Annotated in this window: 13 protein-coding genes and 3 riboswitches; of the genes, 7 read left to right on the top strand and 6 right to left on the bottom strand. The window is 45.4% G+C overall.

Annotated elements, in window-relative coordinates:
* Positions 1–108 precede the first annotated feature (108 nt).
* Together U2H13_RS19150 and U2H13_RS19145 are read left to right on the top strand one after the other, a co-directional pair.
* Positions 109–357, top strand: a complete 249-nt coding sequence (locus tag U2H13_RS19150) for a hypothetical protein (RefSeq protein WP_046341506.1) — start codon at positions 109–111, stop codon at positions 355–357.
* Positions 358–497: 140 nt separating this feature from the next.
* Complete coding sequence (locus U2H13_RS19145; RefSeq protein WP_121984278.1) at positions 498–1,172, top strand: DUF3298 and DUF4163 domain-containing protein; 675 nt, start codon at positions 498–500, stop codon at positions 1,170–1,172.
* Between the two features lie 47 nt (positions 1,173–1,219).
* Here U2H13_RS19145 and U2H13_RS19140 read toward each other — a convergent pair whose 3' ends face one another.
* Entirely contained in the window at positions 1,220–2,413 is a 1,194-nt protein-coding gene (locus U2H13_RS19140; protein ID WP_167408881.1) for a NupC/NupG family nucleoside CNT transporter, read from the bottom strand.
* Positions 2,414–2,548: 135 nt separating this feature from the next.
* Positions 2,549–2,649, bottom strand: a riboswitch (purine riboswitch).
* Positions 2,650–3,011: 362 nt separating this feature from the next.
* On the opposite strand from U2H13_RS19140, the gene U2H13_RS19135 reads away from it, so the two are divergent.
* Complete coding sequence (locus tag U2H13_RS19135) at positions 3,012–3,893, top strand: methyltransferase domain-containing protein (protein WP_202735179.1); 882 nt, start codon at positions 3,012–3,014, stop codon at positions 3,891–3,893.
* 33 nt (positions 3,894–3,926) lie between these two features.
* On the opposite strand, the gene U2H13_RS19130 is transcribed toward U2H13_RS19135, so the two are convergent.
* From U2H13_RS19130 to pepT, 4 genes are all read right to left on the bottom strand, one after another.
* Entirely contained in the window at positions 3,927–5,063 is a 1,137-nt protein-coding gene (locus tag U2H13_RS19130; protein ID WP_103527220.1) for a 5-methyltetrahydropteroyltriglutamate--homocysteine S-methyltransferase, read from the bottom strand.
* Positions 5,064–5,140: 77 nt separating this feature from the next.
* A riboswitch (SAM riboswitch) is annotated at positions 5,141–5,227 on the bottom strand.
* An 84-nt stretch (positions 5,228–5,311) separates the two neighbouring features.
* Complete coding sequence (locus U2H13_RS19125; protein WP_022553977.1) at positions 5,312–5,788, bottom strand: LURP-one-related/scramblase family protein; 477 nt, start codon at positions 5,786–5,788, stop codon at positions 5,312–5,314.
* A gap of 103 nt (positions 5,789–5,891) precedes the next feature.
* Positions 5,892–6,059, bottom strand: coding sequence for a hypothetical protein (locus U2H13_RS19120; RefSeq protein ID WP_003150808.1), 168 nt, complete (start codon positions 6,057–6,059; stop codon positions 5,892–5,894).
* Positions 6,060–6,635: 576 nt separating this feature from the next.
* Positions 6,636–7,868 carry a peptidase T gene (gene pepT, locus U2H13_RS19115; RefSeq protein ID WP_014419238.1) on the bottom strand — a complete coding sequence of 411 codons (1,233 nt, stop codon included), beginning with the start codon at positions 7,866–7,868 and terminating at the stop codon, positions 6,636–6,638.
* A 210-nt stretch (positions 7,869–8,078) separates the two neighbouring features.
* Between pepT and galE the strand changes: the two genes are divergently transcribed.
* A complete protein-coding gene (gene galE, locus U2H13_RS19110; RefSeq protein WP_014419237.1) occupies positions 8,079–9,095 on the top strand; it encodes a UDP-glucose 4-epimerase GalE in 1,017 nt (338 codons plus the stop codon).
* 45 nt (positions 9,096–9,140) lie between these two features.
* Here the strand turns inward: galE and U2H13_RS19105 are convergent, their stop codons facing one another.
* Positions 9,141–9,680, bottom strand: coding sequence for a DUF4352 domain-containing protein (locus U2H13_RS19105; protein ID WP_119834765.1), 540 nt, complete (start codon positions 9,678–9,680; stop codon positions 9,141–9,143).
* Between the two features lie 346 nt (positions 9,681–10,026).
* Positions 10,027–10,128, top strand: a riboswitch (guanidine-I (ykkC/yxkD leader).
* Positions 10,129–10,193: 65 nt separating this feature from the next.
* Here U2H13_RS19105 and U2H13_RS19100 point away from each other — a divergent pair.
* The 3 genes from U2H13_RS19100 to U2H13_RS19090 all read left to right on the top strand — a co-directional run bounded on the left by U2H13_RS19100 (position 10,194) and on the right by U2H13_RS19090 (position 13,307).
* On the top strand, positions 10,194–11,030 hold the full coding sequence (locus U2H13_RS19100; protein ID WP_003150818.1) for a YitT family protein: 837 nt from the start codon (positions 10,194–10,196) through the stop codon (positions 11,028–11,030).
* 165 nt (positions 11,031–11,195) lie between these two features.
* Positions 11,196–12,089 carry a PucR family transcriptional regulator gene (locus U2H13_RS19095; protein ID WP_376700590.1) on the top strand — a complete coding sequence of 298 codons (894 nt, stop codon included), beginning with the start codon at positions 11,196–11,198 and terminating at the stop codon, positions 12,087–12,089.
* A gap of 117 nt (positions 12,090–12,206) precedes the next feature.
* Positions 12,207–13,307: an ABC transporter ATP-binding protein gene (locus U2H13_RS19090; protein ID WP_014419235.1), complete on the top strand. Its 1,101-nt coding sequence runs from the start codon at positions 12,207–12,209 to the stop codon at positions 13,305–13,307.
* The last annotated feature ends 49 nt before the right edge of the window (positions 13,308–13,356 follow it).

The raw sequence follows: 13,356 nt of genomic DNA, 5'->3' as shown, positions 1-13,356 counted from the left end.
TCCGCCCTGTGTTTGTGTATCTTAGGGGTAGATTTTCTGGAGGAGCGATTGATAGTGAAGCCGTTTACCGAAAAACAACTCGAAGAATATTACCGGCGTGACGAAAACATGATGATTTTGGTGTTTGCCCAATGGTGCGTCAATCATGACCTTGATCCGATGGCCATTTACAGCAAGGCTTACCCCGGACAGCCTTTAAACGAAGAGCTGCGAAAAACGGCTGAAGAACTTGTCGTGCCGAAGGAGGAATCAGAACCGATTCCTGATCAAACCGTTATCGGCGTTTTGGAGATGTTCGGCAACTCCGATTTGGCGGAAGCCGTTTATGAAGCCATTGCGCAAAGACCTTCACGGTAAAAGAGGCGTGGATTTTCCATGTCTCTTTTTTTCATGGAGAAAATGTGAAAGAAGGCCCAGAAACAATTTGCTGATCTGCGCTGTCTATAGAGTGTAATCCGTTTTCAAAAAGGGAACGGTAATGAAAAGGAGGAGTTGTGATGAAAAAGGCATTCAAAATGATGGCGGCTGTGCTCTTAACCGTGCTGACAGCCGCGCCGTTCGGAGGTTTCGCGCCTTCAGCCGAGGCCGCGCAAACCGCAAAGCCCGTTGTCAAAAGCCATACGTATAAGCATGTAAAACAGCTGACATACCCCGAGGTCACAAATACGGGAAACGCATCTTTTGAAAAGAAAATCAATCAGGACTTCAAACGTTATATTGAACAATCGTATCAAGAATATGTGAAAAACAAAAAAGACGGTGAAAAACAAGGCTACAAAGCGGAATACCAGGCAGATTTCAAGGTGAAGTATAATCAAGACGGCAAGCTCAGCATTCAGACGGAAGACTACAGTTACACAGGCGGCGCACACGGGCTGACATCCGTTCAGACCTTTAATTACGACTTGGCCGCAAAAAAACGGGTCACACTCGATAATGTGCTGAATACAAAAACGAAAGCTAACAAGACGAGAGACTATCTTTACGGCTACATCAAGAAACATGACGATCTGTTTGACCAGGACGTCAAAAAACAAGAGATCATCCTGAATAACGAAAGACCTTTCTTCTTTACGAAAAACGGCATTGCCATTGTGTTCGGACAATATGATCTCGGACCGTACGCGGCAGGAATCCGGGACGTTTTCGTACCTGCATCCGTCTATCAATAAAAAAAAGCGATATCACTCCAAAACGGAGCGGTATCGCTTTTTTTCTTTTACCAGACAAACAATCCGACAATCGCCGCGCTCAATAGGGAAACGGCAATTCCGCTGACAAGCAGCTTCCAGACGTTTTTTCCGATGATGGCTGATTTTTCACCATCAAGCAGAGATTGATAAGATCCGTAGATCATACCGATGGTGCTGAAGTTTGCGAATGATGTCAGGAATGTCGTAGCCACGGCAATCGTGTGCGGCGGAAGTGATTTCAGCTGCCCTTTCAGATCGGCCATTGCCACAAATTCATTCGTCGCGAGCTTGATGCCCATCAGCTGTGCGACATACATCGCGTCATGTCCGCCTAATCCGAGAAGGAAGGCAAACGGACTGAAGATGTATGAGAAAATCTTTTGAATGGTCAAACCGTGCACGAACAGTCCGAGTACGCCGTTTAACGCGGCCGTTAACGCCACATAGCCGATTACCATCGCTAAAATGACAATGACCATGTTCATGCCGACAAGCATACTGTTAGAAATCGTGGAGAAGAAGTCTTTTTTCTCCGCTTTTGAAGGAACGTAAATAATATCATCCTCTTTAGAAACGTCCACGGGATTCAGCATATTGGCGATTAAAAGCGCGTTTAAGCAATTCAGCGGGATGGCTGTAAACACATAAGTGGACGGAACCATCGTCAAGTACGATCCGATGATCGAGCCGCTGATGCTGCTCATGCTCATCAGCCCGAATGTCAAAAGCCGATTGTTGCTGACGGCGGCAAGCTGCTGGCGGATGACGGCTAAAGCTTCCGTATTTCCTAAAAACATCATCTGGATGGAGAAAAAGCTCTCCAGCTTCGGCAGACGGGATATTTTAGAAATCAGCCAGCCGATTTTATCAATGAGCCACGGCAGAATACCGAAATACGACAGCATATCAAAGAAGGTCACGACGAAGATAATCGGCAGCAATGCGCTGAAGAAAAAATCAACCGTCGGGTTCGCCATAACAGACGGAAAAGCGAACGCAATCCCTTGACTGGCGCAGGAAATCAGCCATGTAAAGAACGCGCCGATCTTCCCGATGACAAAGCCGCCGATTTTTGTCCCTAACATAAACCAAGTAATCAGAAACTCAAAGACGAGGAGCATGACAATCGGACGCCATTTAATCTTCTTCTTGTTGGGAGAGCATAAGAAAACAACAGCCATGACAACAATGAGACCGACAATGTTCAATAAAAAGTACATGTGAGCAACTCCTATAAGGGTATTATGGAAATAAAAAAAGCTCTTATTCGTCACAAATTCCTGAAAGCCAGAAAGTGTGATAAATAAGAGCCAAAAGAAAAGAATAGACAGCGTCATATGCTTTTCACTCGTTCAAATTTATGCAAACTTTCTTGTAGTCTAGTCTTTTACGGCACTAGGTAGAAACAATCAGACCATATTACTGATCATATACAAGAATAACGATATTACATGAGATAGCAGTATTTTATCGTTTCAATTTTTGAAAATCAACCTTTTTAGATATTTTCAAAATAATAAATTTATATTATAAATAAAGAAAATAAAGGATGTCTATAAGTAATTGGATAATAAAGGTTTAAAATACCCCCAAAACCGTTCCGGTTCATTGTAAAGACGGGATGCAGCTGATAAAATGGATCTGAGGGCACAGCCTTCAAAAGACGGCAGAAAAGGGGGCATTTTCGTGATCATCCAATTCATTCGTTACAGATAATGAGAGGTATAGATAAATAGGTTAAACCTTCCAATTTGGCGAGGTTTATTTGTCTATGCCTTTTTCATTTCATCGGAATAACGAATGAATGAGGTGTTTTTTTTGACGTCTATAAAAAGAAAACGCGCGGAATTACTGCAATCATGCCAGTCCGTGTTCAGGTGTCCGCTATGCCGGTCGGCCATGGCGGTCTCACAATACAAAAGCTTGATTTGCGGACAGGGGCATACATTTGATATATCAAAACAAGGATATGTGAATTTCCTCAATAAATCGGTCAAAACCCGCTATGACAGGCAGCTGTTCGAAGCGAGACGCGAGCTTTTTGACAGCCGGGAATTTTTTGGGCCGGTTCAAAAGGAGATCGCCGCCGTCATCAGCCGTAAGCAATCTCCGCATAAACCGGCGGCGATATTGGATGCGGGGTGCGGAGAAGGCTCTCATTTAGCCGCCGTATGCAAATTGCTTCAGCCCGCTTTTTCCGTGACGGGAATCGGCATTGATCTCTCGAAAGAAGGTGTGCTGCACGCCGCAAAGGCCTTCGGGAATCATATGGTGTTTGCCGTCGCTGATGTGGCGGATGCGCCGTTTGCCGACAGCTGTTTTGATGTCGTAATGTCCGTTTTATCACCTTGGAATTACAAGGAATGCAGCAGGCTTTTAAAAAAGGGCGGCACAGTCATTAAAGCGGTGCCGCGGCGTGATTATTTGAAGGAAGTAAGGGAATTCTTCTTCGGAGACAGTCCTCGGCGGAATGACACCGCCGATTCTGCGGCCGGACGATTCCAAGCGGGCTTTCAAACCTTTGAGCGCAAACCGCTGTGTTACACGAAGACCTTATCGCAGCCTGACCTCGAGCGGCTTGTGAAAATGACGCCCTTAACATGGAAATGTAATGATGACAGCATCCGGCGGTTTATCAGCCGGAAAGAGGCTGCTGTCACGATAGATATCGATATTTTAATCGGAACCGTTCCGCTGTAAAACGGAAAAGACACGCTAAACGCGTGTCTTTTTTTATTTCCAGACTTCACCGGCAATGTTGACGACATGGCGCAGTTTCGCCCATTGCTGTTCTTCTGTGATCAGGTTTCCTTCCTCAGTGGAGGCGAATCCGCATTGCGGGCTGAGGCAAAGCTGATTCAGGCTGACATATTGTGAAGCTTCTTCAATGCGGCGTTTAATCGCGTCCTTGTCTTCGAGCTCGCCATGTTTCGACGTAATCAATCCAAGCACAAGCTGAAGATCAGAGCGTTTGACATAGCGGAGCGGTTCAAAGCCGCCGGAGCGGGAATCATCATATTCCAGGAACAATCCGTCAAGATCAAGCCCGTCAAAAATCGTTTCAGCCGCTGCATCATAGCCGCCTTCAGCCGTCCATGTGGATTGGAAGTTGCCGCGGCAGATATGCATCGTAACCTTCAGATCGTCAGGGCGGTCCTCGATGGCGTCATTAATGGAAGCGGCAAACAGCTTGCGCAGCTCATCCGGCGTTGTTCCGAAAGCTTCAATCTGACGAAGCCCCGCTTCCGATAAGAAAACGGCCCATGCGGTGTCATCGAGCTGAAGGTAGCGGCACCCGGCGTCATAGAAAGCTTGAATCGCTTTTTTATACGCCTTTGACACATCGTGCTGAAATTGTTTGTAATCATTCTGGTAGGACGCTTTTTCCAATTTTCCGCGGAAAAACAGCATATTCGGACTTGGGATGGTCATTTTCGGAACAGCATCGCCGGCAATGCTGTGCAGGAATTTATAATCTTCGAGCATCGGATGCTGAGAAAAATCAATATCTCCCGTTACTTTAATGCCGCGCGCTTTCGTCTGTACGTTGTGAAACTGAATGCCGCTTTCAGGCGTAAATGCTTCGACGCCGTCTAAGTTTTCGAGAAAATCAAAATGCCACCAGGCACGGCGGAATTCGCCGTCAGTCACGACATTGAGGCCGGTTTCTTTCTGCTTTTCCACACTGCGGATGATTTCTCTGTTTTCGATTTCGCGCAGCTGTTCTGCCGAAATCTCACCCGCCGCTCTTTGCAGGCGGGCTTGCTTCACAGCCGCCGGCCGCAGCAGGCTTCCGACCTGATCCGCGCGAAACGGCGGGTTTTTTCTTAGAAGCGTATGCAATGGTTGTTCTGTGTTTTGCTGTGACATGAACGATTCCTTCTTTCCTGATGAAATATAAAAAGCTCTTCCCTCGGATAGGGAAGAGCTTGCGTCCGCAAATCTCAACCTTATCTTCAGGATTTAGCACCATTCTGCTGAACAGCGGTTGCCGGGTATCATAGGGCCAGTCCCTCCACCTCTCTTGATAAGGAAATATGCTATTTTTCAGAATAAACTGTAATACTCTTAATCTTAGTATATTATCTTATATTGTCAATATATTTCGATAAATATTTTTATTTGTCACCCTCAAATAGAATCATATCTATCACGATGGCGATCGCGAGACAAAGAACGATATCCTCTTCCTTTTCAATCTGCAAATGATAGGAATCGCCCCAGCTCATCCATGATTTGGTGACGGTCATCCGGTTTGATTTTCCGTCTGTCACTTGAAAATTCCGGCCCCACACATCGCCGGTAAGATCCCAGCCGAGTCCGGAAATTTCAAATTTCGGTTTGAATAACGTGACTTTCTTGATGACTTGGCAGACGGGTTTGCCGCTGACGGAAATCTCGTAACGGGGAACGAGCGACATCAGTTTCTGATTGACGCTGGCGAGCGTGCGGCCGTCCAAATCAGTCAGCTTCAGTTCATCACCGAATGAAAACAGCTTTCCTTCAACATTGTAGACTTCTTTCCCGCTTTCAAGAAACACTTGAAAACGATTCTTAAACGTAAACATCCGCTCTTTGATATAAAAATGGTACATAAAAAAACTCCTTTTTTATGTTGTACGAAAAAAGGAGGCGGATGGTTTCATATCGGCCGGGTGCATAAAAAAAAGGCTGCCGATTTTGCGGCAGCTGTCGTTTTTATGATAGCGGCATCCGGCGTTTTTGACGGATCGCATTTAAATCAATGATGTTATTCGTGTCGGCAGCTGTCACCAGCGGGCTTGTCTTTGGCGTTTTCCGGCGGTTGTCCTTACTGAAAGAGAAAACAAGATACCCTGTCAAAGCAGCAAAAATAAGTAGCATCATTTTACATACCTCCCAAAAAAAGTTTTGGTATTATTATTGTACGAAAAAACAAACGAAAAGTATTCAAACAATTGTCACTTTTTTAAAAAATAACGTCATTTTCCGTAAAAATGACTATGGGTTGAAGAAAATTTGCTCTTGTTGTGGTTCTATAGATTGTATCGGCTGATGAATGATGATCGTTTATATAACTTTTTCACTATTTTTTGTAAGAGTCTAATTAACCACTTCGTTGTTTTCGTTTGCCTTGTGTTATTCAGTACCCTAAAAAACCTTATAATATGCAAAATAACTGCTTCTAACAGATGACTGCGTAATGACAGCGCTTTCTTTATTTTTTTAAAGAAAACGAGATGTTATCTTAAAAAAATCGTTTGAACATTTTCCGCAGCTTTTTAAAAGGGTTTGATTTCGTCTCCAGAACACGCGGGTCTTTTAAGGTTTTTTTCAATTCTTTCGCTACAGTCCCTCTTGCCATAGTCTTCACTCCTTCTTTCCATTTCATACCTTATATACGGAAAGAAAGAAGGAAAGGTTTCATGTGAAAGAAAAAAACCAAAGCAGGGGGCTTTGGTTTTAAGCGCGCTCTTCAAAGAGCCTGGCGATTTCAACAATGACGTTTACCGCCTTTTCCATATGATCGACGGAAATGTATTCATATTTTCCGTGGAAGTTTTGGCCGCCCGTAAAAATGTTCGGTGTCGGCAGTCCCATGTAAGAGAGCTGTGATCCGTCGGTTCCGCCCCGGATCGGTTCGATAATCGGTTCGATGTCGAGGTTTTTCATGGCTTGATAGGCGACATCGACTATCTCTTTGACCGGTTCGATTTTTTCTCTCATGTTGTAATATTGATCACGCAGTTCAAGCTTGATGCTTTCCTTGCCGTATTTGGCCGCCAGCGCATCGGCGGTTTTCTGCATATATTCTTTTCGTTCTGCAAAGCGGTCTCTGTCAAAGTCTCTGATGATGTACGACAGGGCGGCTTCAGAAACGTCTCCGTTCATGGAAAGTAAATGATAGAAGCCTTCATACCCTTCCGTATATTCCGGCGCTTCTTCTTTCGGCAGCGCGTGATGAAATTCCATCGCGATTTTTGAAGCGTTGACCATTTTGTTTTTCGCCGTTCCCGGGTGGACGCTTTTTCCGTAACAAGTCAGCTTTGCGGCGGCTGCGTTAAAGCTTTCATATTGCAGTTCGCCGAGGGGGCCTCCGTCTATCGTGTAGGCGAATGCGGCGTTGAAGCGGCCGACATCGAATTTGTGAGGGCCTCTGCCGATTTCTTCATCAGGCGTGAACGCGACCCGGATCGTTCCGTGTTTGATGTCCGGGTGTTTGATCAAGTACGCCATTGCCGTCATGATTTCGGCAATGCCCGCTTTGTTGTCGGCTCCGAGCAGCGTCGTGCCGTCTGTTGTGATCAGCGTCTGGCCTTTATAGCGGGAGAGCTCCGGGAATTGCTCAGGCGACAGAACGACATTGAGTTTGTCATTCAAAACGATATCATGTCCGTCGTAGCTCTCAATAATCTGAGGATTCACATTTTTTCCGGTAAAATCGGTCGCGGTGTCCACGTGAGCCAGAAAACCGACAGTCGGCACGTCTTTATCCGTATTCGCCGGCAGAGTCGCCATGACGTACCCATTGTCATCGACTGTGATTTCTGTCATGCCGATCGACTTTAATTCATCTGCCAGCATGTTGGCCAATGTCAGCTGGCCGGGGGTTGAAGGGCAGTTTTCATTGTTTTCGTCAGACTGTGTATCGACTTTTACGTAAGAGGTAAAGCGTTCAATGATTTCATTTTTCATACCGTCATCTCCTTTGTCTTATCTTACCATGCGCGGGGGAGGGATTTCTATTTCACAACCGGTTTGATTCGAGGGCTCTGTGTTTTACGCGAATGAAAACAAATTATGAAGAAACGATGACTAAACGATTAAACTTTTTGGAAATGGATGTTTGAGAAAGAAAAAACCGATATAATATGGTCAATTCATTCAATAGAGGAGGCTTTCTTCATGGCGATTTTAGTGACAGGCGGAGCGGGTTATATCGGAAGCCACACATGTGTCGAGCTGTTAAACGGCGGCTATGACATCGTGGTTCTGGATAATCTGTCAAATAGTTCACCGGAAGCATTGGAGCGTGTGAAAGACATTACCGGAAAAGGGCTTGTGTTTTATGAAGCGGATCTCCTTGACCGTGATGCCGTTCACCGGGTGTTTGCTGAAAATGAGATTGAAGCCGTCATTCATTTTGCGGGATTAAAAGCGGTCGGTGAGTCTGTGGCTGTTCCGCTCCGTTATTATCATAATAATCTGACGGGGACGTTTATTTTATGTGAAGCCATGCAGGCACACGGTGTGAAAAAAATCGTCTTCAGTTCTTCAGCGACGGTTTACGGCGTTCCGGAAACAACGCCGATCACTGAGGATTTTCCATTAAGCGCGACCAATCCTTACGGGCAGACAAAGCTGATGCTGGAACAGATTTTACGCGATCTGCATAAAGCGGACTCTGAATGGAGCATTGCGCTGCTCCGCTACTTTAATCCGTTCGGCGCGCACCCGAGCGGCCGGATCGGAGAAGACCCGAACGGCATCCCGAATAATTTAATGCCGTACGTCGCCCAAGTCGCTGTCGGCAAGCTTGAGCAATTGCAGGTGTTCGGCAATGATTATCCGACAAAGGACGGCACCGGCGTGCGGGATTACATCCATGTCGTTGATCTTGCCGAGGGCCACGTCAGAGCGCTTGAGAAGGTGCTGAACACAACAGGCGCGGATGCCTATAATCTCGGCACGGGAAGAGGCTACAGCGTTCTTGAGATGGTCAAAGCGTTTGAAAAAGTATCAGGAAAAGAAGTGCCGTACCGTTTTGCCGCCCGGCGCCCGGGAGACATCGCCGCATGCTTCGCAGACCCGGCAAAAGCGAAGGCTGAATTAGGCTGGGAAGCAAAGCGCGGGCTTGAAGAAATGTGCGCCGACTCTTGGAAGTGGCAGTCCTCCAATGTGAACGGGTACCAAAAGGTGTAAAAGAAAGAGACCTTCAAATGGTGAAGGTCTCTTTTATTACGGTCATTATTTAATTTTCACTTCAACATCGTTGCTGAACTTTAATTTCCAAGTGCCTTTAGAGTATGCGTTTTTATCAACTTCAAAAGCTTTTACGTCAGTAACTTTAATGTTCGGGTTCAAGTCACTTAAAATTTTACTGTTGTCTACTTTTGTTTCTGTTGCATAGCTTGAAGAAGCATCAATATCTGAATCATAGGATGTTCCTTTAGAATCTACTAATTTCGCTCTTGGAATGGAGAAAGAGCTTAACGGCTTGTTTGAAACATTTTTAACTGTGTATTGAACAGCTACGATAACGCCGCCGTCAGACGCTTTTTTCTCGACAAATTGAGAGCCTACTGAATCTCTTTTTTCCACTTTGGTAACAGTAACTTCAGTTTTCTCAGTCTTAACAGTGTCACCGATGTTATACAGTTTTTCCTTGGATTCCGCAGCTTTTGAAGACGCGGTTTTAGATGATGAAGATCCGCCTCCGCCGCCGATGTTTACGAGAATGATAATAACCACTACCGCCAGAAGCAATGTGATAATTTTATGTCTCATAAAAAAGTTTCTCTGATCTTTACCGCAGTTTGGGCATTTTTTAACGCCTTTAGCGATTTCTTTGCCGCATGCCTTACAAGACACCAGGTTGCCTGCCATAATATTTCCTCCTATGTAAACTATTTCTTAAAAACTACATACTATAATGCCTGTAAAATAACCTATAGTCAATAATATTTTGAGAAAAAAAGTATTTTAATGGTTTTTTAGTCATGTATTTTAAAGGCCTTTTTTAGTATCGGCAGATCGTTCGAATTTTTTATAGGTTTATTGAAAAAAGAGTGGTTGAACATGTTCGTGATTTCCCGTATAATCTTGAAAGATATACAAAAACTGAACATAAAAAACAGTGGTTTTCTAGGGTTCCGCAATGCTGAATTGGTCTGGACCGAGAGAAAACACACAGCAGGTTCCTGCTGTGACACGTTGGGATAAAAGCCCGGGAGTTTCTGCTCTTTTGATGAAGAGTGCTCTCCCGGGCTTTTTTGATTTTATAAAAAAGGAGTGTCTGGGATGAAAAAGAGATTGCTGGATGTGCTGATGCTGATTATTGGAGCTTTTATCTTTGCTTTGGCTGTTAATTTATTCGCCATTCCGAATGATCTTGGAGAGGGCGGGGTAACGGGAATCACCCTGATCTTGTACTATGTGTTTGAATGGTCGCCCGGGGTGACGAATATCATTTTGAACGGGATCTTATTGATTATCGGATATAAATTTTTAGACGGAAAAACAACGCTTTATACGATCATTACCGTTGTCGCCAACTCACTGTTTCTGCATCTGACGCATGATTGGCACTCGCCTTCACATGAACTCATTATTAATACTATTTTTGCGGGTGTGTTTGCCGGTGTCGGAATCGGGATCATTATTCGAGTCGGAGGCACGACTGCGGGTTCTGCCATTTTGGCGAGGATTGCGAACAAATATCTCGATTGGAATATCAGTTATGCGCTTTTGTTCTTTGATCTGATTGTCGTCTTCAGTTCTTATTTCATCATCGGTGCGGAAAAAATGATGTTTACCATTGTTATGCTGTACATCGGAACGAAGGTGATGGACTTTATCATTGAAGGCCTGAATACGAAAAAAGCGGTGACGATTATATCTGAGCATAAGCACGAAATCGCTGAACAGGTCAACACGCTGATGGACAGAGGGGTTACGCTGCTGTCGGGTAAAGGAAATTACACGGGGCAGTCGAAGGAAATTTTATATATCGTCATCCAGAAACAAGAGCTTTCCATGCTCAAAAAAATTATTAAAAGCTGTGATACAAAAGCGTTTGTCATTGTTCATGATGTGCGTGATGTCTTTGGTGAAGGCTTCGTCGATATCTCTAAATAAAAAGGATCCCTCTGCCGGCGCGGAGGGTTTTTTTCTTATGCCGGCAGAAGCAGTTATATTCGTTTCCCGGGAAATAGCCTGAAAGCTGTTTCTTAAAACGAAGTGGATACAATCGGCCGGACGTTTTATACTGAAAATATGATAGAGCGATAGAAAGGAGCGCATATGAACCCGTTATTGGCAATTTACCCGAGGGCTGTGTTGTCTGATACGTGCTGTACGACGGAGGATGTCTTTTGCTTTTATGATGAGAAAAGGCGGGTCTATGTCGCCATTCCGAAGGAGGATATTGCCCCGAAGGAGAAACTGCTTCTGGAATCATTTTTGACGCCCGCTGAAGAAAAAGGCGTTTTTTTTCCGGAGACGGCGGCAGCAAAGAGGTGGCGGCGTTTTCTGCTGGAAGAAGGTCCGGTGCCTGATGTCAAGGAGCCGCGTGTCCGTTTTATTCATTATGACTTATTGGGAGAACGGGACTGGGGGGCATTTACGGAAGCGCTGCGCCATTTCTGGCCGGTTTCATATACAGTTGTCCCGACGGGGAGGGATCATGGCGTAATTGTGGAGGAAGAAAAGCTGGAAGCGCCAGATTCGGATGACATCGCATCTTTTGTGAAGATTCTCGAAGGCGATTTTTATTTCAGTGTCCGTTTTTTCGTTGGAAGGTATTACTGCAAGGGGGAACGTCTGCGCCTTCATTATCAGAGAGAACAGCAATATTGTCAGATCGGCCGGCGTCATCTCCCGCAGCTGAGCACGCTGACCGCGGAAACGGTATTTCCGGCCATGCTCACGGAAGAAAGCAGAGAAAAGCTCTCAGCCTTGCTTCACGAAGAAGCGGCGCTGCTGTTTCAGAAAGAACCGGAGCTGAAGCATACGATTCAGACTTTTATTGAACATAACTCGAACATGTCGCTCACATCGAAAAAACTGCATTTGCACCGCAACAGTCTTCAATATCGGATTGATAAATTTGCGGAACGCTCAGGTATTGATATTAAGACATATCGGGGCGCCCTGCTGGCTTATTTCATTTGTCTGCAGTATGAAAAATCACATTAAATGGGAAATGTGCACGAAGGCAGCGGACTTTTTTTATGAACATTGCCTATATCCGCCGCCGTCTGACGCTGTTACAATCCTATTTAAGAAAGCGTTTACAAAAAAGGAGGATATGACATGGCGGAACTTCGGCTGGAGCATATTTATAAGTATTACGATCAAAAAGAAGCGGCTGTCGATGATTTTAACCTTCATATTAAAGATAAAGAGTTTATCGTGTTTGTCGGTCCGTCGGGGTGCGGCAAGTCGACAACTTTGCGGATGGTAGCCGGGCTGGAAGACATTACGAAGGGCGATTTCTATATCGGTGACACGAGAGTGAATGACATCGCTCCTAAAGACAGGGATATCGCCATGGTGTTTCAAAACTATGCGTTATATCCGCACATGACGGTCTATGATAATATCGCATTCGGTCTGAAGCTGAGGAAGATGCCGAAACCGGAGATTAAAAAACGGGTCGAAGAAGCGGCGAAAATGCTGGGGCTCACAGAGTATCTGCACCGCAAACCGAAGGCGCTCTCCGGCGGGCAGCGGCAGCGGGTTGCATTAGGGCGGGCGATTGTCAGGGACGCCAAAGTGTTTTTAATGGATGAGCCGCTGTCAAATCTGGACGCAAAGCTTCGGGTGCAGATGCGGGCTGAAATTATTAAGCTCCATCAAAGGCTGCAAACAACCACAATCTATGTGACGCACGACCAAACAGAAGCACTGACGATGGCGACACGCATCGTAGTCATGAAGGACGGAAAAATTCAGCAGATCGGCACCCCGAAAGACGTGTATGAACATCCCGAAAACGTATTTGTCGGCGGGTTTATCGGCTCCCCAGCGATGAACTTTTTCAAAGGAAAGCTGACGGACGGCGCCATTCAGATCGGTTCGGCCGCTCTCGGCGTGCCGGAAGGGAAAATGAAAATGCTCCGGGAAAAAGGGTATGCCGGCAAAGATGTTATCTTCGGCATCCGCCCGGAAGACATACATGACGAGCTGATTGTGGTAGAATCCTATAAGAATTCATCCATCACAGCTAAAATCAATGTCGCGGAATTGCTCGGGTCGGAAATTATGGTTTATTCCCGGATCGGGGATCAGGATTTTATCGCCCGGATTGACGCCCGCCATGACATTCATGCCGGTGAGGAATTGACCGTCGCTTTCGACATGAATAAGGCTCACTTTTTTGACAGTGAAACAGAAATCAGAATCCGCTCATAACGCAAAGCCGGACAGCTGGATGTCCGGCTTTTTTGATGTAACAATTTAT

It is taken from the genome of Bacillus sp. A1 (assembly GCF_042296235.1).
Lineage (GTDB): Bacteria > Bacillota > Bacilli > Bacillales > Bacillaceae > Bacillus > Bacillus velezensis.
The sequence above is the reverse complement of the archived record's forward strand: the minus strand, read 5'-3'. Positions and strand labels throughout refer to the sequence as shown.